This window comes from Caloramator quimbayensis, assembly GCF_900167605.1.
Taxonomy (GTDB): domain Bacteria; phylum Bacillota; class Clostridia; order Clostridiales; family Caloramatoraceae; genus Caloramator_B; species Caloramator_B quimbayensis.
Map to the genome: position 1 here is coordinate 1 of NZ_FUYH01000034.1, position 20,360 is coordinate 20,360.

At 36.4% G+C, this 20,360-nt stretch carries 38 protein-coding genes and 1 pseudogene; all 39 read right to left on the reverse strand.

All coding sequences use genetic code 11. The features are described from left to right. Positions 1 to 83: 83 nt before the first annotated feature. On the reverse strand, positions 84 to 476 hold the full coding sequence (gene rpsI / locus B5D15_RS13550; RefSeq protein ID WP_078697646.1) for a 30S ribosomal protein S9: 393 nt from the start codon (positions 474 to 476) through the stop codon (positions 84 to 86). A 25-nt stretch (positions 477 to 501) separates the two neighbouring features. Continuing rightward, positions 502 to 936: a 50S ribosomal protein L13 gene (gene rplM / locus B5D15_RS13555; RefSeq protein WP_078697647.1), complete on the reverse strand. Its 435-nt coding sequence runs from the start codon at positions 934 to 936 to the stop codon at positions 502 to 504. Between the two features lie 123 nt (positions 937 to 1,059). After that, a complete protein-coding gene (gene truA, locus B5D15_RS13560; RefSeq protein WP_078697648.1) occupies positions 1,060 to 1,812 on the reverse strand; it encodes a tRNA pseudouridine(38-40) synthase TruA in 753 nt (250 codons plus the stop codon). Next, positions 1,809 to 2,612, reverse strand: coding sequence for an energy-coupling factor transporter transmembrane component T family protein (locus B5D15_RS13565; protein WP_078697649.1), 804 nt, complete (start codon positions 2,610 to 2,612; stop codon positions 1,809 to 1,811). Before B5D15_RS13565 ends, truA begins: the two co-directional genes overlap by 4 nt. Continuing rightward, positions 2,609 to 3,469, reverse strand: a complete 861-nt coding sequence (locus B5D15_RS13570; RefSeq protein ID WP_078697650.1) for an energy-coupling factor transporter ATPase — start codon at positions 3,467 to 3,469, stop codon at positions 2,609 to 2,611. The genes B5D15_RS13565 and B5D15_RS13570 overlap by 4 nt, the downstream gene beginning before the upstream one ends. Beyond that, positions 3,454 to 4,293: an energy-coupling factor transporter ATPase gene (locus B5D15_RS13575; protein WP_423236579.1), complete on the reverse strand. Its 840-nt coding sequence runs from the start codon at positions 4,291 to 4,293 to the stop codon at positions 3,454 to 3,456. Before B5D15_RS13575 ends, B5D15_RS13570 begins: the two co-directional genes overlap by 16 nt. A 96-nt stretch (positions 4,294 to 4,389) precedes the next feature. Continuing rightward, entirely contained in the window at positions 4,390 to 4,737 is a 348-nt protein-coding gene (gene rplQ, locus B5D15_RS13580) for a 50S ribosomal protein L17 (RefSeq protein WP_078697652.1), read from the reverse strand. Positions 4,738 to 4,749: 12 nt separating this feature from the next. Further along, the gene (locus tag B5D15_RS13585; RefSeq protein ID WP_078697653.1) at positions 4,750 to 5,697 is read right to left on the reverse strand and encodes a DNA-directed RNA polymerase subunit alpha; all 948 of its coding nucleotides are present in this window, start codon (positions 5,695 to 5,697) and stop codon (positions 4,750 to 4,752) included. A 63-nt stretch (positions 5,698 to 5,760) separates the two neighbouring features. Further along, on the reverse strand, positions 5,761 to 6,381 hold the full coding sequence (gene rpsD / locus B5D15_RS13590; protein WP_078697654.1) for a 30S ribosomal protein S4: 621 nt from the start codon (positions 6,379 to 6,381) through the stop codon (positions 5,761 to 5,763). 21 nt (positions 6,382 to 6,402) lie between these two features. After that, positions 6,403 to 6,801, reverse strand: coding sequence for a 30S ribosomal protein S11 (rpsK, locus tag B5D15_RS13595; RefSeq protein ID WP_078697655.1), 399 nt, complete (start codon positions 6,799 to 6,801; stop codon positions 6,403 to 6,405). 21 nt (positions 6,802 to 6,822) lie between these two features. Continuing rightward, positions 6,823 to 7,191, reverse strand: a complete 369-nt coding sequence (gene rpsM / locus B5D15_RS13600) for a 30S ribosomal protein S13 (RefSeq protein ID WP_078697656.1) — start codon at positions 7,189 to 7,191, stop codon at positions 6,823 to 6,825. 93 nt (positions 7,192 to 7,284) lie between these two features. Further along, positions 7,285 to 7,398, reverse strand: a complete 114-nt coding sequence (gene rpmJ, locus B5D15_RS13605) for a 50S ribosomal protein L36 (protein ID WP_028971919.1) — start codon at positions 7,396 to 7,398, stop codon at positions 7,285 to 7,287. A 15-nt stretch (positions 7,399 to 7,413) separates the two neighbouring features. Further along, positions 7,414 to 7,632 carry a translation initiation factor IF-1 gene (gene infA, locus B5D15_RS13610; protein ID WP_078697657.1) on the reverse strand — a complete coding sequence of 73 codons (219 nt, stop codon included), beginning with the start codon at positions 7,630 to 7,632 and terminating at the stop codon, positions 7,414 to 7,416. Positions 7,633 to 7,639: 7 nt separating this feature from the next. After that, positions 7,640 to 7,918: a KOW domain-containing RNA-binding protein gene (locus B5D15_RS13615; RefSeq protein ID WP_078697658.1), complete on the reverse strand. Its 279-nt coding sequence runs from the start codon at positions 7,916 to 7,918 to the stop codon at positions 7,640 to 7,642. Positions 7,919 to 7,932: 14 nt separating this feature from the next. After that, a complete protein-coding gene (map, locus tag B5D15_RS13620) occupies positions 7,933 to 8,691 on the reverse strand; it encodes a type I methionyl aminopeptidase (protein ID WP_078697659.1) in 759 nt (252 codons plus the stop codon). Continuing rightward, positions 8,688 to 9,341, reverse strand: a complete 654-nt coding sequence (locus B5D15_RS13625; RefSeq protein ID WP_078697660.1) for an adenylate kinase — start codon at positions 9,339 to 9,341, stop codon at positions 8,688 to 8,690. The genes map and B5D15_RS13625 overlap by 4 nt, the downstream gene beginning before the upstream one ends. Before the next feature lie 22 nt (positions 9,342 to 9,363). Then, positions 9,364 to 10,638: a preprotein translocase subunit SecY gene (gene secY / locus B5D15_RS13630; protein WP_078697661.1), complete on the reverse strand. Its 1,275-nt coding sequence runs from the start codon at positions 10,636 to 10,638 to the stop codon at positions 9,364 to 9,366. 1 nt (position 10,639) lies between these two features. Next, positions 10,640 to 11,080 (reverse strand): 50S ribosomal protein L15, encoded by a 441-nt coding sequence (gene rplO, locus B5D15_RS13635; RefSeq protein ID WP_078697662.1) that lies wholly within the window; start codon positions 11,078 to 11,080, stop codon positions 10,640 to 10,642. A gap of 15 nt (positions 11,081 to 11,095) precedes the next feature. Then, on the reverse strand, positions 11,096 to 11,275 hold the full coding sequence (rpmD, locus tag B5D15_RS13640; protein ID WP_078697663.1) for a 50S ribosomal protein L30: 180 nt from the start codon (positions 11,273 to 11,275) through the stop codon (positions 11,096 to 11,098). Positions 11,276 to 11,286: 11 nt separating this feature from the next. Then, positions 11,287 to 11,784, reverse strand: a complete 498-nt coding sequence (gene rpsE / locus B5D15_RS13645; RefSeq protein WP_078697664.1) for a 30S ribosomal protein S5 — start codon at positions 11,782 to 11,784, stop codon at positions 11,287 to 11,289. A gap of 20 nt (positions 11,785 to 11,804) precedes the next feature. Further along, entirely contained in the window at positions 11,805 to 12,173 is a 369-nt protein-coding gene (rplR, locus tag B5D15_RS13650; RefSeq protein ID WP_078697665.1) for a 50S ribosomal protein L18, read from the reverse strand. A 19-nt stretch (positions 12,174 to 12,192) separates the two neighbouring features. After that, complete coding sequence (gene rplF / locus B5D15_RS13655) at positions 12,193 to 12,735, reverse strand: 50S ribosomal protein L6 (protein ID WP_078697666.1); 543 nt, start codon at positions 12,733 to 12,735, stop codon at positions 12,193 to 12,195. A gap of 24 nt (positions 12,736 to 12,759) precedes the next feature. Next, positions 12,760 to 13,158: a 30S ribosomal protein S8 gene (gene rpsH, locus B5D15_RS13660; RefSeq protein ID WP_078697667.1), complete on the reverse strand. Its 399-nt coding sequence runs from the start codon at positions 13,156 to 13,158 to the stop codon at positions 12,760 to 12,762. Between the two features lie 29 nt (positions 13,159 to 13,187). Continuing rightward, positions 13,188 to 13,373, reverse strand: a complete 186-nt coding sequence (locus tag B5D15_RS13665; RefSeq protein WP_057977894.1) for a type Z 30S ribosomal protein S14 — start codon at positions 13,371 to 13,373, stop codon at positions 13,188 to 13,190. A gap of 15 nt (positions 13,374 to 13,388) precedes the next feature. Next, positions 13,389 to 13,931 carry a 50S ribosomal protein L5 gene (gene rplE, locus B5D15_RS13670; protein ID WP_078697668.1) on the reverse strand — a complete coding sequence of 181 codons (543 nt, stop codon included), beginning with the start codon at positions 13,929 to 13,931 and terminating at the stop codon, positions 13,389 to 13,391. Between the two features lie 22 nt (positions 13,932 to 13,953). Then, positions 13,954 to 14,271 carry a 50S ribosomal protein L24 gene (gene rplX / locus B5D15_RS13675; protein WP_078697669.1) on the reverse strand — a complete coding sequence of 106 codons (318 nt, stop codon included), beginning with the start codon at positions 14,269 to 14,271 and terminating at the stop codon, positions 13,954 to 13,956. 18 nt (positions 14,272 to 14,289) lie between these two features. Continuing rightward, complete coding sequence (rplN, locus tag B5D15_RS13680) at positions 14,290 to 14,658, reverse strand: 50S ribosomal protein L14 (RefSeq protein WP_078697670.1); 369 nt, start codon at positions 14,656 to 14,658, stop codon at positions 14,290 to 14,292. 26 nt (positions 14,659 to 14,684) lie between these two features. Then, positions 14,685 to 14,939 (reverse strand): 30S ribosomal protein S17, encoded by a 255-nt coding sequence (gene rpsQ / locus B5D15_RS13685; RefSeq protein ID WP_078697671.1) that lies wholly within the window; start codon positions 14,937 to 14,939, stop codon positions 14,685 to 14,687. Between the two features lie 18 nt (positions 14,940 to 14,957). Next, positions 14,958 to 15,170 carry a 50S ribosomal protein L29 gene (gene rpmC, locus B5D15_RS13690; RefSeq protein WP_078697672.1) on the reverse strand — a complete coding sequence of 71 codons (213 nt, stop codon included), beginning with the start codon at positions 15,168 to 15,170 and terminating at the stop codon, positions 14,958 to 14,960. Continuing rightward, a complete protein-coding gene (gene rplP / locus B5D15_RS13695; RefSeq protein ID WP_078697673.1) occupies positions 15,160 to 15,603 on the reverse strand; it encodes a 50S ribosomal protein L16 in 444 nt (147 codons plus the stop codon). Before rplP ends, rpmC begins: the two co-directional genes overlap by 11 nt. Positions 15,604 to 15,629: 26 nt before the next feature. Continuing rightward, positions 15,630 to 16,316 (reverse strand): 30S ribosomal protein S3, encoded by a 687-nt coding sequence (rpsC, locus tag B5D15_RS13700; RefSeq protein WP_078697674.1) that lies wholly within the window; start codon positions 16,314 to 16,316, stop codon positions 15,630 to 15,632. Positions 16,317 to 16,338: 22 nt separating this feature from the next. Beyond that, entirely contained in the window at positions 16,339 to 16,674 is a 336-nt protein-coding gene (rplV, locus tag B5D15_RS13705) for a 50S ribosomal protein L22 (RefSeq protein WP_078697675.1), read from the reverse strand. A gap of 17 nt (positions 16,675 to 16,691) precedes the next feature. Continuing rightward, positions 16,692 to 16,973: a 30S ribosomal protein S19 gene (gene rpsS, locus B5D15_RS13710; RefSeq protein WP_078697676.1), complete on the reverse strand. Its 282-nt coding sequence runs from the start codon at positions 16,971 to 16,973 to the stop codon at positions 16,692 to 16,694. Between the two features lie 83 nt (positions 16,974 to 17,056). Continuing rightward, positions 17,057 to 17,884 (reverse strand): 50S ribosomal protein L2, encoded by an 828-nt coding sequence (gene rplB / locus B5D15_RS13715; RefSeq protein WP_078697677.1) that lies wholly within the window; start codon positions 17,882 to 17,884, stop codon positions 17,057 to 17,059. Between the two features lie 63 nt (positions 17,885 to 17,947). Next, positions 17,948 to 18,247, reverse strand: a complete 300-nt coding sequence (gene rplW / locus B5D15_RS13720) for a 50S ribosomal protein L23 (protein WP_078697678.1) — start codon at positions 18,245 to 18,247, stop codon at positions 17,948 to 17,950. Continuing rightward, the gene (gene rplD, locus B5D15_RS13725) at positions 18,247 to 18,867 is read right to left on the reverse strand and encodes a 50S ribosomal protein L4 (RefSeq protein ID WP_078697679.1); all 621 of its coding nucleotides are present in this window, start codon (positions 18,865 to 18,867) and stop codon (positions 18,247 to 18,249) included. Before rplD ends, rplW begins: the two co-directional genes overlap by 1 nt. Before the next feature lie 24 nt (positions 18,868 to 18,891). Beyond that, on the reverse strand, positions 18,892 to 19,521 hold the full coding sequence (gene rplC, locus B5D15_RS13730; protein ID WP_078697680.1) for a 50S ribosomal protein L3: 630 nt from the start codon (positions 19,519 to 19,521) through the stop codon (positions 18,892 to 18,894). 60 nt (positions 19,522 to 19,581) lie between these two features. Then, positions 19,582 to 19,890, reverse strand: coding sequence for a 30S ribosomal protein S10 (gene rpsJ, locus B5D15_RS13735; RefSeq protein WP_078697681.1), 309 nt, complete (start codon positions 19,888 to 19,890; stop codon positions 19,582 to 19,584). A gap of 304 nt (positions 19,891 to 20,194) precedes the next feature. After that, positions 20,195 to 20,266, reverse strand: a pseudogene (locus tag B5D15_RS15320) (EF-Tu C-terminal domain-related protein); the annotation flags it as partial. Between the last annotated feature and the right edge of the window lie 94 nt (positions 20,267 to 20,360).

Consider the following 20,360-nt stretch of genomic DNA (forward strand, 5'->3'; position numbering starts at 1 on the left):
CTATGTATACTATATATAGTATAAAAGTTTAAAAATAAAAGAGCCACATTCCTGTAGCTCTTTTGATTGAAAATACATGCCATTTATCTCTTTGAGAACTGTGGTGCTCTTCTTGCTTTCTTTAAGCCGTATTTCTTTCTTTCTACCATTCTTGGGTCTCTTGTTAAGAAACCGTTTTTCTTTAATATTGGCTTTAAGTCAGCATCTGACTGAACAAGCGCTCTTGCAATACCATGTCTTATAGCTCCTGCCTGACCTGTGAATCCACCGCCATGAACATCTGCTATAACATCATATTTGCTTAAAAGTCCTGTTACAGTTAAAGGCTGCTTTAATATAACCTTTAAAGTTTCAAGTCCAAAATAATTATCTATATCTCTTTTGTTTATTGTTATTTTTCCTTCACCAGGTACAAGTCTAACTCTTGCTATAGAAGTCTTTCTTCTACCTGTTCCATAGTATTGAACTCTTTCCATCACCGTATCCTCCCTTCAGGCCAAATTAATACTTAAGTTCGAGAACTTCTGGCTTCTGGGCTTCATGATTGTGCACAGGTCCTCTGTAAACTTTAAGTTTTTTGAACATCTTTCTTCCAAGGGGTCCCTTTGGAAGCATTCTTCTTACTGCTTCTTCGATTGCAAGTTCTGGTTTAGTCTGTAAAAGTTTTCTGTATGGAGTTTCCTTTAATCCACCTGGATAAAGTGAGTGATGTCTATATAATTTATCGTCAAGCTTATTTCCAGTTAAAACAACTTTTTCTGCATTGATAACTATAACGAAATCTCCTGTATCAACATTTGGTGTAAATGTTGGCTTATGCTTTCCTCTAAGTATTGTTGCTATCTGGCTTGCCATTCTACCGAGCGTCTTGCCTTCTGCATCAACAACATACCATTTTCTCTTAACATCTTCGGCCTTAGCCATGTATGTTTTCATCGTTTTCCCTCCCTGATTGTACTTGAACTGTTAGTGTAAAACTATATCTATATGATCCGGGGCTAGTGGATCACAATATGCATTTTAACACAATCTATATTGTAATACATACTGCCGGGCGTGTCAAGCTTTATCCTCATTTTTATAATAAACTTTTTCAAGACAAAGCCCTGATGCAGGCGCAGTTTTCCCTGCTCTTTTTCTGTCCTTAGAATCTATAATATCGTTTATATCTTCTGCCTTGATTTTTCCTAATCCTACATCTATAAGAGTCCCGGCTATTATTCTAACCATATTATATAAAAATCCATCTGCTTCAATTTCAAATCTTATATAATCATCAATTTTATCAAGTTTTAAATCTCTTATAGTTCTCACAGATGTTTTTACCGAACTTCCTGTAGATTTAAAAGCACTAAAGTCCTTAGTACCTATAAAATATCCTTCTGCCCTTTTCATCAAGTCAAAATTTAATTCGTAGGGGCAATAGGCTACATAATTTCTCATTATTGCAGGAGGTATTTTCCTGTTTAATAGAGTATAACTATATCTTTTACCGATGCTGCTGTACCTTGCATGAAAATCGAGAGGCATATCCTCAGCGCTTAAAATCACAATATCATGGGGAAGCTTGCTGTTTATTGCAAAGGGAAGCTTTTCAGAGGATATTTTAGTTTCAGTATAAAAATTTGCAACCTGTCCTCTTGCATGCACTCCTGCATCAGTTCTGCTTGAACCTATAAGTTTTACATCCTCATTTATAATATTTTCTATCGCTGATTTTATTGTGCTCTCAATTGATATACCATTCTTCTGGCTTTGCCAGCCGCAGTATTTTGTACCGTCGTATTCTATTATAAGCTTAATATTTCTCATATCGGCCATCGCCTGCTTACTATTGAAATTATCATAAGAAGAATAGTAGCTATTATTGCTGTATAGTCTCTAGCTTCAATTTTAAGCTGTCTGAGTCTGGTTCTTCCTTCTCCTCCCCTGTAACATCTTGCTTCCATTGCAAGGGCAAGTTCATCAGCCCTTCTAAAGGAACTTATAAAAAGCGGAACGAGGATTGGAATAAGACTTTTTGCTCTGTTTATTATGTTTCCTGTTTCAAAATCTGCTCCACGAGCCATCTGTGCTTTCATGATTTTATCTGTTTCATCAAGAAGAGTCGGTATAAATCTTAAGGCTATAGTCATCATCATTGCAAGCTCATGGGCAGGCACTCCTATCCTCTTAAATGGATTAAGAAGCCTTTCAATTCCATCAGTCAATGCAATGGGTGAAGTTGTCAACGTTAAAATCGATGTTCCAACTATTAAAAAAATCAGCCTCAAAACCATGAATATAGCAAGATAAACACCTTTATCCGTTATATTTATAGGACCAATTTTATAAATAGTTGTACCAGGTGTTAATATAGCATTTAATACAGCTGTAAATATTATTATCCAGAGTATTGGTTTTAAGCCCTTAAACAAATATTTAAAGGGTATTTTTGATACCAAAATCGTCAATAAAGTAAAGGCTGCTATAAAAATATATCCTGAAAATTTATTAACAATAAAAAGAATTATTATATACGCAAAGGATAATAATATCTTAACCCTCGGATCAAGCTTATGAACAAAAGAGTCTCCTGGAAGATACTGTCCAATAGTTATATCTTTAATCATTTTTTATCTCTCCTTAAAAGCCTTACAATCTCTTCTTGAGCTTCTTTTACAGTTATAATATCTTCTCGTATGTCAATTCCTCTTTTTCTAAGTTCACGAATTAGATAAGTTACTTGAGGTACTGCAAGTCCTATTTTTTCCAATGTTTCTATCTCTTTAAAAACTTCTCTCGGAGTTCCTGTTAGTATATTTTTCCCTTTATACATAACAATTAATCTGTCAACTAACTTTGCTACATCCTCCATGCTGTGTGAAACAAGTATTACCGTGTTGTTGTACTCCTTGTGAAGTTTCCGTATTTCCTCGAGTATCTCATCTCTACCTTTAGGATCAAGCCCTGCAGTTGGTTCATCGAGAATTAATATTTTAGGCTCCATCGCGAGTATTCCAGCTATTGCTATTCTTCTTCTTTGTCCTCCGCTTAAATCAAAGGGAGATTTATCCTTATATTTTTCAAAGTCTATTCCTACTATTTTAAGAGCTCTTTTTACTCTTTTGAGTATTTCATCATCTGAAAGCCCCAAATTTTGCGGTCCAAAGGCTACATCCTTAAATACAGTTTCTTCAAAAAGCTGATATTCTGGATATTGGAAAACTAATCCTACCTTCTGCCTTATTTTTTTAAGGTTTATACCTTTTACTGTTATATCTTCACCATCTATATATATTTTACCTGAAGTTGGCTTTAAAAGTCCGTTTAACTGTTGTATAAGAGTAGATTTTCCTGAACCTGTATGCCCAATCAGTCCTATGAATTCTCCATCCTTTATTTCAAGGGAAACATCATCTATTGCTGTTTTTTCAAAAGGTGTTCCTGTCATATATTTATATACTAAATTTTCTATTTTAATCGACATATCTCATCCACCATCTCTTCTATAGTGAGTATATCTTCTCTTATGTTAATGTTGCTTTTTCTAAGTTCAAAGGCGAGTTCTGTCATCTCAGGAACATCAAGACCTAATCTTTTAATCTCTTCAACCTTTGAAAAAACATCCCTTGGGCTTCCTTCAAGGACTACTTTCCCTTCCTCCATAACAACGACTCTATCAGCTTCTACAGCCTCTTCCATAAAATGTGTGATTAAAACTATAGTTATTCCTTCTTCTTTATTTAATCTTTTAATTGTATCAATAACTTCTCTTCGGCCAGATGGATCAAGCATAGCTGTAGGTTCATCGAGTATTATGCATTCCGGTCTCATAGCAAGAACTCCCGCAATTGCTACCCTCTGCTTTTGACCTCCCGATAGCAAATGAGGACCATGATGAGCATAATCAAGCATGTTAACTGCTGACAATGATTCATCTACCCTTTTTCTAATCTTCTCCGGCGGAATTCCTAAGTTTTCAGGTCCAAAGGCTACATCTTCTTCTACAATAGTTGCAACTATTTGATTATCAGGATTTTGAAATACCATACCTGCTTTTTGTCTTATATTCCACAGCTTACTGCCATCCTTAGTATTCATACCATCAACTATAACATCACCGCTTGATGGAATGAGTATCGCATTATAATGTTTTGCAAGAGTTGATTTTCCTGAACCGTTGTGCCCTATTATAACGACAAACTCGCCTTTTTTAATATTTAGATTAACTCCTTTTAGAGCAATACCCTTTTCGCTGTTTTCATCATCGGATTTTTTATAGTAAAAGTATATATTATTTGCCCAGAGCATACTGTCTCCCATAATGCGCACCTTCCTAAAAATATTAAGGCATTACATAGCAAAAAGGGATTAAGTATAGGCATGCTTCACTTAATCCCACATGTTTTATACAAGTTCAAGGATTACAGTCTCTGCTGCATCTCCTCTTCTTGGTCCTATTTTAACTATCCTTGTATATCCACCATTTCTATCAGTATATCTTTTTGCTGTTTCGTTAAAAAGCTTATTAACAACTTCTTCTTCTGTTATATATGAAAGAGCCTGCCTTCTTGCATGGAGATCTCCCCTTTTAGCAAGGGTTATCATCTTCTCAGCAATACTTCTAACTTCCTTTGCTCTCATTTCTGTTGTAACTATTCTTCCATCCTCTGACTTAAAAAAGCTTGTTACGAGATTTCTAAGCATAGCTTTTCTCTGGTCTGTTGGACGGCCGAGTTTGCGATATCCTGCCACTTAATATCCCTCCTATTCGTCACTTTTCTTTAAACTTAAGCCAAGTGCCTGTAATTTCTGTTCAACTTCTTCTAAGGATTTCTTTCCAAGGTTTCTAACCTTCATCATATCCTCTTCACTCTTTTGAACGAGTTCCTGAACAGAATTTATACCTGCACGTTTTAAACAATTATATGATCTTACCGATAAATCGAGTTCTTCTATAGTCATTTCAAGAACTTTATCCTTCTTCTCATCTTCCTTTTCAACCATGATTTCAACAGTATCAGCATGGTCAGTAAGGCCAAGGAAAAGCTTGAAATGTTCTATTAATATTTTTGCTGAAAGGCTTATTGCATCATCTGGAGCAATAGTGCCGTTGGTCCAAATCTCAAGAGTAAGTTTATCATAATCTGTGATTTGACCAACACGAGTATTTTCAACATAATAATTTACCCTTTTAACAGGTGTGTAAATTGAGTCAACAGGAATAACTCCTATTGGCTGATTAACTTGCTTGTTTCTTTCTGATGGAACATATCCTCTTCCTTTATCAATGGTAAGTTCCATATAGAGTTTTGCTCCATCGCTTACAGTAGCAATTTCATGGTCACCGTTTATTATTTCTATGCTTCCATCAGTTTTTATATCCTTACCTGTTACCTTTGCAGGCCCTGTTACATCGATAATAGCTGTTTTTGGTTCTTCTCCTTCATACTTAATTGCAAGACCTTTAAGGTTAAGTATTATTTCAACTGCATCTTCCTTTACTCCCGGTACAGTTGAAAATTCATGAAGAACACCATCGATGTTAACTGAAGTTACTGCTGCTCCAGGCAATGAGGATAAAAGTATTCTCCTCATTGCGTTTCCAAGAGTAGTTCCATATCCTCTCTCAAGAGGCTCAACTACAAATTTGCCGTAGGTTCCATCTTCACTCTTTTCAATACATTCAACTTTTGGCTTTTCAATTTCTAACATTTAACTAACCCTCCTTTTTAAATAATTGTATATATATCGAGGGCAACTGATTCTACTAATCAATTATTTGCTATACAACTCAACGATTAGTGTTTCATTAACAGGAATATCTATATCTTCTCTTTGTGGAAGTGCTACAACTTGGCCTTCCATCTTATCTTTATCAACACTTAGCCACTTTGGCACATTTGAAGCAACTTCTGATAATGCTTTAAACTTTTCGCTGCTTCTGCTCTTTTCAGTCACAGCAATAACATCTCCAACTCTAAGTTCATAGGAAGGGATGTTAACCTTCTTACCGTTTACGGTAAAGTGACTGTGTCTTACAAGCTGTCTTGCTTCAGTTCTTGAATTTGCAAATCCAAGTCTGAAAACAGCATTATCAAGTCTTAATTCAAGAAGCCTTAAAAGGTTTTCACCTGTTATACCCTTTTGTCTATCTGCTTCTTCATAGTATTTTCTGAACTGTGATTCAAGAATACCATATATTCTTCTTGCCTTTTGTTTTTCTCTTAGCTGAAGTCCATAGTTAGTAAGTTTCTTTCTATTTTGTCCATGCTGCCCAGGTGCATATGCTCTTCTTGCTATTGCACATTTTTCTGAATAGCATCTATCTCCTTTGAGATAAAGCTTTACACCTTCTCTTCTACAAAGTTTGCAGCTTGGTCCTGTATATCTCGCCATTTACTTTGCACCTCCAATCAATTAGACTCTTCTTCTCTTTGGTGGTCTGCAGCCGTTATGAGGAATTGGTGTTACATCCTTTATAAGGCTTACTTCAAGACCTGCAGCTTGAAGAGCTCTAATAGCTGCTTCTCTTCCTGAACCGGGACCTTTTACATAAACCTCTACACTCTTCATTCCATGATCAACTGCAACCTTTGCTGCTGTTTCAGCTGCCATCTGTGCTGCAAAAGGTGTACTTTTTCTTGAACCTCTAAATCCAAGTCCACCAGCACTGGACCATGAAATTGCATTTCCAGCAGTATCAGTTATTGTTACTATTGTATTATTAAATGTGGACTTAATATGTGCTGCTCCACGATCAACATTTTTTCGTTCTCTCTTTTTTCTTACTTTTTTGCCCTTTGCTTGAGCTGCCATTCTTGTCCCTCCTTATATCTATTACTTTTTCTTGCCACCTATTGCTCTTCTTGGTCCTTTTCTTGTTCTTGCATTTGTCTTAGTTCTCTGACCACGAACCGGCAATCCTCTTCTGTGTCTTAATCCTCTATAGCAGCCAATTTCCATTAATCTTTTTATATTGAGTGCTACTTCTCTTCTTAAATCACCTTCAACTGTGAAATTCTTATCGATATAATCTCTAAGCTTTGCAATGTCATCCTCTGAAAGGTTCTTAACTCTAACGTCTGGATTTACACCGGTTTCACTAAGTATCTTATTTGCACTTGGTCTTCCAATGCCGTATATATAAGTCAGAGCTACTTCTATTCTCTTTTCTCTTGGTAAGTCAACACCAGCTATTCTAGCCATTGAGTATTCACACCTCCTGTAATCTTCAAATACCTACTACATATAATTTATTATGTTATCACCGAAGAAGTCCTTCAGTGCAGCCGCGCATTTTTAACCCTGCTTTTGTTTATGCTTTGGGTTTTCACATATAACCATTACTCTACCATGTCTCTTTATTATTTTGCACTTTTCACATATTGGTTTTACTGATGGCCTAACCTTCATGGTTATCCCTCCTTATCACTTTGCTCTCCATATAATTCTTCCACGGGACAAATCATAGGGCGATATTTCAACCGTTACTTTATCTCCTGGAAGTATCCTAATAAAGTTCATTCTAAGTTTTCCTGATATATGTGCAAGAATTTTATGCCCATTTTCTAATTCTACCTGAAACATCGCATTTGGTAAAGCCTCTAATACTGTTCCTTGTAGTTCTATTACATCATCCTTTGACATAAGGTAATCAAACCTCCTTAAATAAACCCATTGATTGCAGACTTTTTCTAATATCTGCATCAGTAATCCGCTTGCCTTGTAAGAGTTTCTCTCTAATGTCCTGCGCAAATTTATCATGGCAAACAAGATGCAATATTTTCTTCTTCTTAGGGGTGCTAACCTTTCTTAAATCTCCATCAGATATAAGCACATAATTTTTATCAACAATGCCTATAACAACGAAGTATCTTCCTTTATCCCTTCCTGCTCTTGAATGCACTATTTGTCCCAGGGTCACATCTTCCATAAATTCCACCTCATCTATATTAGAGTCAAAATTTCCGGACCATTATCAAGTACTACAATAGTATTTTCATAATGCGCTGAAGGTTTCCCATCATAAGTTAAAACAGTCATTATCTCAGAGCACCCGTCAAATCTTTCTTTAACTGCAAAGGTACCCATATTAACCATAGGTTCTATCGCAAGTGCCATGCCCTTTAAAATTTTAGGACCTCTTCCTGCCTTGCCATAGTTTGGAACAGCAGGTTCCTCGTGCATTTCCTTACCTATACCATGGCCCACATAATCTCTAACAACTGAAAATCCAAAGGATTCTACATATTTTTGAATCGCATTAGATATATCACCTATTCTATTCCCAACTATTGCATACTTTATTCCTATAAAAAAGCTTTCCCTGGTAACATCTATTAATTTTTGCATCTCTGAAGAAATCTGACCAACTGGAAACGTTCTTGCAGCGTCTCCATGAAAGCCGTCAAGGTAGGCTCCACAGTCTACACTTACGATGTCTCCTTCCTGAAGAACTCTATCCTTAGGAAGTCCATGAACAACTTCTTCATTTATTGAAGTACAAAGGGTTGCCGGAAACCCGCAATACCCTTTGAAGGAAGGACGGGCTCCGCACCTTAAGATATATTCTTCTGCAATCCTATCAAGTTCTCTTGTGGTAATTCCAGGTTTAATTACCTCTTCGATTTTTGCCAAAGTTTCAGCAACAATTCTGCCCGACTTTCGCATTTTATCGATTTCACTACCGGATTTTAAATAAATCATTTATTACCGCTCCCTAATATGCTGCAGATGTCGCTAAAGACCTTTTGAATATCTTGTTCACCATTTATATTATATAGTATTTGTTTATTTTTATAGTAATTAATCAACGGTTCTGTCTGTTTTCTATATACTTGTAATCTGTTTGTTACAGTTTCAATGCTGTCATCAGGTCTTTGAATCAACTTTCCTTCGCATAAATCACAAATTCCATCTTCCTTTGGCGGATTAAAAATCATATGGTAGCTTGCACCGCAGGCAGTGCAAACTCTTCTTCCTGTGAGTCTTTTTATTAATTCCTCCTCAGGAACTTGTATGTTAATTACAAACTCTACTTTTTTATCTTGCATTTTAAGCACTTTATCAAGGGCATCAGCCTGTTCTATTGTTCTTGGGAAACCATCAAGTAAAAAACCTTTAAAACAGTCATCCTGTTTTAATCTATCTTCCACAATAGCTACAGTAATATCATCAGGAACAAGATATCCCTTATCGATATACTCCTTAGCTGTAACGCCAAGGGGAGTCTTTTCTTTGATATTTTTTCTAAATATATCGCCTGTCGAAATATGCGGTATACTGTATTTTTCTTGGATTTGCTTCGCCTGCGTTCCCTTACCTGCACCTGGAGGCCCAAGAAGAACAATATTCATACCCACTCATCTCCACTTTCAATTATTTTAAAAATCCTTCATAATGTCTCATCACAAGCTGTGCCTTTATCTGTTTATCAATTTCCATTGCTACACCAACAACGATTAGTACTGCAGTACCTCCAAATTGAAGGTTACCAAATTTCGTTGCTTGTGCAAGTATAATAGGAATTACAGCTATAATTGCTGCAAATACACCTCCTATTATAGTCATCCTTGTAACTACTCTTGTTAAATATTCTTCTGTAGGCTTTCCTGGACGAAGACCTGGTACAAAGCCTCCGCTCTTTTGAAGATTTGAAGCAACTTCTTCAGGTTTAAATGTAATAAGTGTATAGAACCATGTAAAGAATACAACAAGAATTGCATATATTATAGGATATATAGGTTTTTTAGAGCTCAACCATCCTGACTCGAAAACCTGACGCCATGGGTTGGTTGGATCTAAAAACAATTGTGTTATTATCAATGGGAATTGCATAAATGAAATTGCAAAAATTATAGCAATAACACCTGCTGAATTAACGTTTATTGGAATATGAGTACTTTGACCGCCATAGGTCTTAATTCCAACTTTTCTTTGGGCATACTGTACTGGAATCCTTCTCTCTGCAAGATCCATAACTACTACAGCTACAACTATTGCAACTGCAAATGCTAAAAGAAGAACAACTTCTACTATATTTACAGTTCCACCTTTTAATAATGTACCTATTTGTACTCCAATTGCAGGTATTCTTGCAAGTATTCCAGCAAAGATTATTAGTGATGAACCATTACCTACACCATATTCTGTAATTTTCTCTCCGAGCCACATTACAAAAGTTGAACCTGCAACTACTGTTATAATTATTAAAATAAACAGCAGCCATGATTCACTAACAAGTGCCCCATTATTTCTCAGGTACATTGAAATACTAAAGGCTTGAAGCAATCCAAATACGACTGCTCCATACCTTGTATATTCCTGTATCTTTCTTCTTCCTTCCTCGCCTTCCTTTGAGAGTTGCTCTAGGCTTGGAATTGCAATTGTAAGAAGACTTACTATAATCGATGAGTTAATGTATGGAACGATACCCATCGCAAAAATACTGAAGTCTCTAAAGGCACCTCCTGATATGATATCAAGGAAGCCAAAGAGCATTCCTGTATCTACCATTTGCCTTATTACATCTGTTCTTATTCCTGGAACAGGAATGAATATACCTAATCTATATACAGCAAGCAATATTAATGTTATTATTATTTTTTTTCTTAAATCTTGAATTTTCCAGGCATTACGTAAGGTTTTAAACATATTAAATCACCTCTACTTTACCTCCAGCAGCTTCAATTTTCTCAGCAGCTGACTTTGTAAATTTGTGGGCTTTTACATTTAGACTCTTTGTGAGTTCACCGTTCCCAAGTATCTTTACTCCGTCCATTAAATTCTTTACGATTCCAAGCTTTTTAAGAAGTTCTGGGGTAACTTCGGTTCCGTTGTCAAATTTATTTAATACTTCAACATTAACTTCAGCGTATTCTTTAGCAAATATATTTGTAAAGCCTCTCTTTGGAAGTCTTCTTTGAAGCGGCATCTGACCTCCTTCAAAGCCTGCTCCTTTTCCTGCACCAGAACGTGCTCCTGCACCCTTTTGACCTCTACCTGCTGATTTTCCAAGTCCAGCAGCACTACCTCTACCTTTTCTCTTAGGCTCCTTATTTGTTCCGGGAGCTGGTCTTAATTCATGAAGTTTCATTTCAGCACCTCCCTCTTATACTCTCTCAACTTTTAACATATAATTTACCTTGTTAATCATTCCCATTATTTCAGGAGTTTCCTCATGCTCTACAGTGCTACCTATTTTATTTAAGCCAAGAGCTTTTATTGTTGCTATGTGGTCTTTTTTTCTTCCAATAGTGCTCTTTAAAAGAGTTACTTTTACCTTAGCCATGGTACTCCCCCCTAACCTAGTATCTCTTCAACAGTCTTTCCTCTGAGTCTTGCTATTTCCTCAGCTGTTCTCAATTTAGAAAGACCATCCATAGTCGCATTTACCATGTTCTTTGCATTGTTTGAACCAAGAGACTTTGCTCTAACGTCTTTAATTCCAGCAAGTTCAAGAACCGCACGAACTGGACCACCGGCTATAACTCCAGTACCTTCCTTTGCTGGCATTATAAGAACCTTACCTGCTCCATATTCTCCAACTGTCTCATGAGGAATAGTGTTTTCAAGTAAAGCAACCTTTATAAGATTTTTCTTCGCGTCTTCTATTCCTTTTCTGATTGCTTCAGGTACTTCAGCTGCTTTTCCAAGTCCTACACCAACATAGCCTTTTCCATCTCCAACTACAACTAGAGCACTAAATCTGAAGTTTTTACCACCCTTAACAACCTTAGCAACTCTATTTATATATACTACCTTTTCTTTAAGGTCTAGCTTGCTAGGATCAATTCTCATCTATTTCCCTCCTTCTCATTTTAGAACTCAAGTCCAGCCTGCCTTGCAGCTTCTGCAAGTTCCTTTACTCTTCCGTGATATATATAACCGCTTCTATCAAAAACAACCTTAGTTATTCCCTTTTCAAGAGCTTTCCTAGCAACTAATTCACCAACTGCTTTAGCTGCTTCCTTGTTGCTACCTGCACCTATCTTTTCCTTTATCTCTTTATCAAGAGAAGATGCAGCTACTAATGTATTTCCTAAATCGTCATCTATTATTTGAGCATATATATGCTTTTCACTTCTAAAAACGTTTAATCTTGGTCTTTCATTAGTGCCATAAACCTTCTTACGAACTCTGAGATGTCTTTTTTCTCTTTGTTCACTTCTGGATGGCTTATTGATCATTCAAGCTCACTCCCTTCCATTATTTCTTACCAGTCTTACCTTCCTTACGTCTAATAACTTCATTTGAATATTTAATACCCTTACCTTTATATGGTTCTGGTTCTCTTACGCTTCTAACAACAGCAGCCACTTGACCAACTACTTCTTTATTGATACCTTTAACGATAACTTGTGTTGGAGCTGGAACATCAAATTCTATTCCTTCAACTGGCTCTATTTCAACTGGATGTGAATATCCAACGTTTAAAACAAGCTTCTTTCCTTGCTTTGCTGCCTTATAACCAACACCAACTAATTCTAATGTCTTTTGATATCCTTCAGTAACACCAACAACCATGTTCTTTATTAAAGCTCTTGTTAATCCATGAAGAGCTCTATTTTCTTTTTCATCGTTTGGTCTTGTAACTACTACTTTCCCATCTTCTACTTTTATATTTATAACCTTGCTCATTTCCTTTGTAAGTGTTCCCTTTGGTCCCTTTACAGTTACAACGTTATTTCCATCTATTGAAACTGTAACACCCTGAGGAAGAGCAATCGGAAGTCTACCTATTCTTGACATGTTTGCACCTCCTATCAATCGTTATTACCAGATGTAGCAGATAACTTCTCCACCTACTCCTAATTTTCTTGCTTCTCTATCAGTCATAACTCCCTTTGAAGTTGATATTATTGCTATTCCAAGTCCGCCAAGAACCTTTGGTATATTGTCCTTTTCTACATATACTCTAAGTCCTGGCTTTGATATTCTCTTAAGTCCAGTTATTACTCTTTCCTTATTTGAACCATATTTTAAAGAAAGTTTTAACATTGGAACTGAACCATCAACATACTCTTCCATACCGCTCAAGTAACCTTCGTTTACTAATATTTCGGCAATAGCTTTCTTCATTTTTGAGGCTGGAACCTCGATGTTTTCGCGTTTTACTATATTTGCATTTCTGATACGTGTTAGCATATCAGCAATTGGGTCAGTCATAACCATATTTACTGCCTCCTTTCATATTAACCTAATTACCAACTTGCCTTCTTGCATCCTGGAATTTCTCCTTTGTATGCAAGTTCTCTAAAGCATATTCTGCAAATACCATATTTTCTAAGCACTGCATGTGGTCTTCCACAAATTCTGCATCTTGTATAGGCTCTTGTTGAGAATTTAGGTTCTCTCTTCCATTTTTCAATCATTGCTTTGCGTGCCACGATTTTCCCTCCTTTTTACTGTGCAAAAGGCATACCAAGAAGCCTTAAAAGTTCTTTAGCTTCTTCATCTGTCTTTGCTGTGGTAACGAAAATTATATCCATACCTCTTACTTTCTCTACCTTATCATATTCAATTTCAGGGAATATCAGCTGTTCCTTAACACCAAGGGAATAATTTCCTCTGCCATCAAATGCTTTGTTTGAAACTCCCTTAAAATCTCTAACTCTTGGAAGAGCAACATTGAATAGCTTATCAGCGAATTCATACATCTTTGCTCCTCTTAATGTAACCTTACAGCCTATTGCCATGCCTGCTCTTATCTTAAAATTAGAAACAGCCTTTTTTGCTCTTGTTACAACAGCCTTCTGTCCAGCAATAAGTGTCATATCGCTAACTGCAGCATCAAGAAGTTTTGGGTTATCCTTAGCTTCGCCTACACCCATGTTTAAAATGATTTTTTCAAGCTTTGGAACCTCCATGACGCTTTTATAATTAAACCTCTCAAGTAGAGCTGGTACTACCTCTTTTTCGTATTTCTCCTTAAGTCTTGGTATCATTTTGTAAACCTCCTTTCATGGTTTAGAATGTCTCATGACAATGCTTGCAAACCCTAACCTTTGCTCCATTTTCAAGTATTTTATATGAAACTCTTGTTGCCTTGTTGCAATTCTTGCAATATAACATTACATTTGATGCATGAATAGGAGCTTCTTGATGAATTATTCCTCCCTCTCTATTCTTTGCATTTGGCTTTTGATGTTTTGTAACTATATTTACACCTTTAACAATTACTCTTCCATCTTTAGGCATTGCCATCAAAACTTCGCCTTTTTTATCCTTATCCTTACCGGAGATTACAACAACTGTGTCTCCCCTTTTAACATGTAATTTATTCATCTCAAGTCACCTCCCTGGTTATAGTACTTCAGGTGCAAGTGAAAGAATTTTTGTAAATTCTTTATCTCTCAATTCCCTTGCTACAGGTCCGAAAATTCTTGTTCCCTTTGGAGTTTTATCTTCTTTTATTATAACAGCTGCATTTTCATCAAACTTTATATATGAACCATCCGCTCTTCTTAATCCTTTTACGGATCTAACTATTACAGCCTTTACAACATCTCCCTTTTTAACAACACCTCCGGGTGTTGCACTTTTAACACTGGCTACTATAATATCACCAATATTACCATACCTTCTTAATGATCCACCTAATACACGGATGCACATTATTTCCTTTGCACCGGAATTATCTGCAACCTTAAGTATAGTCTGTTGCTGAATCATACTTAAACCTCCCTTCGATTGCTATATTATTTAGCCCTCTCAATGATTTCAACAAGTCTCCATCTCTTATCTCTGCTAAGTGGCCTTGTTTCCATTATTTTTACTGTATCACCAATTTTAGCATCATTGTTTTCATCATGCGCTTTAAACTTTGTTGTTCTATTTACAGTCTTACCATAAAGTGGATGACTAACCTTTGTTTCAACAGCAACAACAATTGTCTTTTCCATTTTATCTGAAACAACTTTACCTATTCTAACCTTTTTATGTCCTCTCTCCACAGGCCTAACCTCCCTTCATTACTTTTGAGCAGCCTTAAGCTCTTTTTCCTTTATAACAGTCTTTAATTGAGCTATGGATTTCTTTACCTCTCTGATTCTCATTGGGTTTTCCAGCTGACCAGTCGCAAGCTGAAATCTCAAATTAAAGAGTTCAGCTTTTAGCTCTCCAACTTTCTTTTGAAGTTCTGCCGCAGTATTCTCTCTCATTGTATTTAATTCATTAGCCTTCATTTACTTCACCACCCATTTCCTCGAAGTCCTTCCTGGTCACAAACTTTGTCTTAACAGGAAGTTTGTATGATGCAAGTCTCATTGCCTCCCTTGCAACTTCTTCGCTGACACCTGAAAGTTCAAAAAGTACTCTGCCTGGCTTTACAACTGCTACCCAAAACTCTGGTGAACCTTTACCGGAACCCATACGAGTTTCAGCTGGTTTTTGTGTAACTGGCTTATCTGGGAATATCTTTATCCAAAGCTTTCCGCCTCTTTTTATATATCTGTTAATAGCTACTCTGGCAGCTTCTATCTGATTGCTCTTAACCCATGCTGGCTCTAATGCCATAATTCCGAAATCTCCATAAGCAAGAAAATTACCTCTTGTTGCCTTTCCTTTCATTCTGCCACGCATAACCTTACGATGCTTTACTTTTTTAGGCATTAACATGATGTGTTCCTCCTTCCTGTAAACGGCTATATATTTGCTGCCTCATTCTCAACAACTGCAGCATTGTCTTTGTTAGTTTTCTTCTTTGGTAATACTTCTCCTTTGTATATCCAAACCTTAACTCCAAGTTTTCCATAAGTTGTATGTGCTTCAGCAAATCCGTAATCGATGTCAGCTCTTAATGTTTGAAGTGGTATTGTTCCTTCATGATAATGCTCAGTTCTCGCAATTTCTGCTCCGCCAAGTCTTCCTGCTACTGATGTCTTAACACCCTTAACTCCAAATCTCATTGCTCTTGATATTGCCTGCTTCATAGCTTTTCTAAAGGATACTCTCTTTTCAAGCTGAAGAGCAATATTTTCTGCAACAAGCTGAGCATCAGTTTCTGGATTTTTAACTTCAACGATATTTATTAATACGTTCTTCTTTGCAATTTTTTCAACGTCTTTCTTTAATTCTTCAACTCCTGCTCCACCTTTTCCAATTATTATTCCTGGTTTTGCAGTGTGAATGTTTATTTTAACCCTATTTGCTGTTCTTTCAATAACTATTCTTGATATACCAGCAACATAAAGCTTTGCTTTTATGAAATCTCTTATTTTATTATCTTCAATAAGCAGGTCAGCAAAATCTCTGTCCTTAGCATACCATTTTGCATCCCAGTCTTTAATTATTCCAACTCTTAAACCATGTGGATTTACTTTCTGTCCCACGCTTTAACCCTCCTTCTTTAGGTTATGCTCTTTCCTTTAGAACTATTGTTATGTGGCTAGTTCTCTTTAAAATTCTAAAAGCTCTTCCTTGAGCATGAGGTTGAAATCTTTTTAATGTTGGACCCTGATTTGCATAGGTCTCAGCAACAAAAAGTTTTGATACATCCATTTGATGATTATTTTCAGCATTTGCCATAGCAGACTTTAAAAGCTTCTCAACAACTGCTGCTGCAGCTCTTGGTGTGTGCTTTAAAATAGCCATTGCTTCGCCAACGTTTTTTCCTCTTATAAGGTCAAGTACAACTTTAACCTTTCTTGGCGACATTCTAACGTATTTAGCATGCGCTTTAGCTTCCATTTAAGTGCCTCCCTTCATCACCTTACTTTAGATGACTTTTCAGTATCATCGTGTCCTTTAAAAGTTCTTGTAGGAGCAAATTCTCCAAGCTTGTGTCCTATCATATCTTCAGTTATATAAACTGGAACATGCTTTCTACCATCATATACAGCAATTGTGTGCCCTACCATTTGAGGAAATATAGTTGAACTTCTTGACCATGTCTTTATAACTTTCTTTTCACCAGCTTTATTCATTTCAACTATTTTCTTCATGAGAGCTTCCTGAACAAACGGCCCTTTTTTAATTGATCTACTCAATTTATATGCCTCCCTTCATACTACATAAAGGATAATACATCAGGAAGCAGAGTACATAGTAACCTATGCCTCCTGCCCCCTTACTATTTCCTCTTCTTAACAATAAACTTATCAGAATATTTATCGTGCTTTCTTGTCTTGTATCCAAGTGTTGGTTTACCCCATGGAGTAAGTGGTCCTGGATGTCCTATAGGTGATCTACCTTCACCACCACCATGTGGATGGTCTACTGGGTTCATTACAGAACCTCTAACAGTAGGTCTGATACCCTTATGTCTTATTCTACCAGCTTTTCCCCAATTAATAAGTTCATAATTCAGGTTTCCAACTATACCTATAGTTGCTTTACAGTCAAGTCTTACTAATCTAACTTCACCGCTTGGAAGTCTAACCTGTGCATAGCTTCCTTCTTTAGCCATAAGCTGAGCTGCTCCGCCTGCTGCTCTAACAAGCTGGCCTCCCTTGCCTGGATAAAGTTCAATGTTGTGTATCATTGTACCAACTGGGATATTCTTTAAAGGAAGCGCATTTCCAACTTTAATGTCAGCTGTTTCTCCTGACATTACTGTATCTCCAACCTTTAAAGTATCTGGAGCTATTATATATCTCTTTTCACCATCCACATATGTTAAAAGAGCTATGAATGATGTTCTGTTTGGATCGTACTCTATTGCAGTAACTTTTGCAGGTACACCATCCTTATCTCTCTTGAAATCTACGAGTCTGTATTTTATCTTAGCTCCACCGCCTCTATGGCGAACAGTTATTCTTCCATAGGAATTCCTTCCTGAATTCTTCTTTAAGGTTACTAATAAGGATTTTTCAGGATCCTTTTTAGTTATTTCTTCAAAAGTCAATACTGACATGCCTCTTCTTCCTGCAGAAGTTGGCTTGTATTGTTTTATACCCATTACTGTTCCCTCCTTTTCTACGCTTATCTGACACTCGTCAATAACAGCTTTTTATCTATCTGATTATGCATTAAATCCTTCAAAGAACTCTATTGACTTGCTGTTTGCAGTAAGCTTAACGATAGCTTTCTTGTAATCAGCTCTTCTTCCAACGTGAACTCCAACTCTTTTTACTTTGCCTTCATAGTTCAAAGTTTTAACGTCTTCAACGTTTACTCCGAATATTTCTTCTACAGCTTTTTTAATCATTGATTTGTTTGCATTTGGATGAACCAAGAAGGTGTATTGCCTGTCAGCCATCTGATTCATGGACTTTTCAGTTATAACAGGTCTTAAAATTATATCATAATTTGTAAGTTTCATTATGCGTACACCTCCTCAACTTTCGAAGCTGCATCCTTTGTTATTATGAATTTCTCATATTTTAAAATATCATAAACATTTAAATTGTTTACTGGAACTATATGAGCTCCTTCTATATTTCTAACTGACTTATATAAAACTTCATCTGATTCTTTAACTACGATTAAAGTTTTGCATGCATCAAATTTTTTGAGCATTTCTGCTATTGTTTTTGTCTTTGGAGCATCAAGTTTAAGTTCATCAAGAACTACTATCTGATTTTCTTGAACCTTTGATGATAATGCTGACTTTAATGCAAGTCTTTTAATTTTCTTTGGAACTGTATAGCTGTAATCTCTTGGCTTTGGAGCGAAAACAATTCCACCATGTGTCCATTGAGGTGATCTTATAGAGCCTTGTCTTGCTCTACCTGTTCCCTTCTGTCTCCATGGCTTTATGCCACCTCCACTAACCTCAGCTCTTGTTAACGCTGACTGAGTTCCCTGTCTCTTATTTGCAAGCTGCATCTTAACAACCTGATGCATAGCTTCTTTATTTACTTCAACACCAAATACAGCATCGGAAAGTTCAATCTCTCCAATCTGCTCTGCATTTATATTATATAAAGCTACTTTAGGCATTTTACATCCTCCTTTCCATCAAAATTAAGCCTTAACGGAATCCCTGATTATTACTAGGCCTTTCTTTGGTCCAGGAACGGCTCCCTTTATAAGTATTAGATTTCTTTCCGCATCTACTCTTACAACCTCAAGGTTTAATATTGTAGACTTCACATTTCCCATATGTCCTGGCATGTGCTTATTCTTAAATGTTCTTGATGGGAATGATGACGCACCCATTGAACCTACTGATCTGTGGTATTTAGAACCGTGGGACATTGGTCCTCTGTTAGCGTTCCATCTCTTTATAACACCTTGATATCCTTTACCCTTTGAAGTTCCTGTAACATCAACCTTATCTCCAACTTGGAATACATCAGCCTTTATTTCGCTTCCAACTTCAAGTCCTGATATATCTTCAAGTCTTAATTCCTTTATGAATCTCTTTAACTTTAAATTAGCTTTTTCGAATTGGCCTTTAACTGGTTTTGTTAAAAGCTTCTCCCTTATATCTCCGAATCCAATCTTAACAGCATTATATCCGTCTGTTTCAACTGTCTTCTTTTGAATTACAACGTTTGGACCAGCTTCTATAACTGTAACTGGAACAACCTTTCCCTGTTCGTTGAAAATCTGTGTCATACCTAACTTTCTTCCAACAATAGCTTTTTTCATGCTGTGCACCTCCTTAAATTATCAGCGGAATGCATAAATTGCATTCATAATAAATACAGATTATAACTTAATTTCGATATCTACACCAGCAGGCAAATCGAGTTTCATTAGAGAATCAACTGTTTTTTGAGTTGGATTCAATATGTCGATAAGCCTCTTATGTGTTCTAATTTCAAACTGTTCTCTTGAATCCTTATACTTATGAACAGCTCTTAAAATTGTAACCACATCCTTTTCTGTTGGCAGTGGTACTGGACCTGAAACATTAGCACCTGTCTTCTTTGCTGTTTCAACTATTTTTTGAGCTGAAGCATCAAGTAAATTATGATCGAATGCCTTTAATTTGATTCTGATTTTTTGTTTTGCCATAAAACTTACCCTCCTTTTCATCGCACGCTTTATTTTTACTACGCACGACGAAAGCTGTTCTGTACACTATTCCGGGTGTGTCTTTATAAATGGACACAAACTAAGACAGTGCAGAACCTTCGTCGCCCGATTCTAAGATCCGGACATTCTCCACAAGAATTCCCCGCACTGCGGCAACCTCTTGCTTCATCGCAGTCCAAGCACTTTACAACTCTTATATTTTACAATATTATTTAAAAAAATACAATAGCAATATATTAATTTATCGTAAAAAATAACAGGGAGGTTTTCCCTCCCCTAATTATTACTCAAGAATCTTAGAAACAACGCCAGAACCTACTGTTCTTCCGCCTTCTCTGATAGCGAATCTTAAACCGGGTCTTTGACAGTTGCAATACAAAAAAAGTGCCTTAAAGCCTTGATACAGGCTTATTTTTTTGTCAAATTTTAAATTTTCATAGTGCACAATG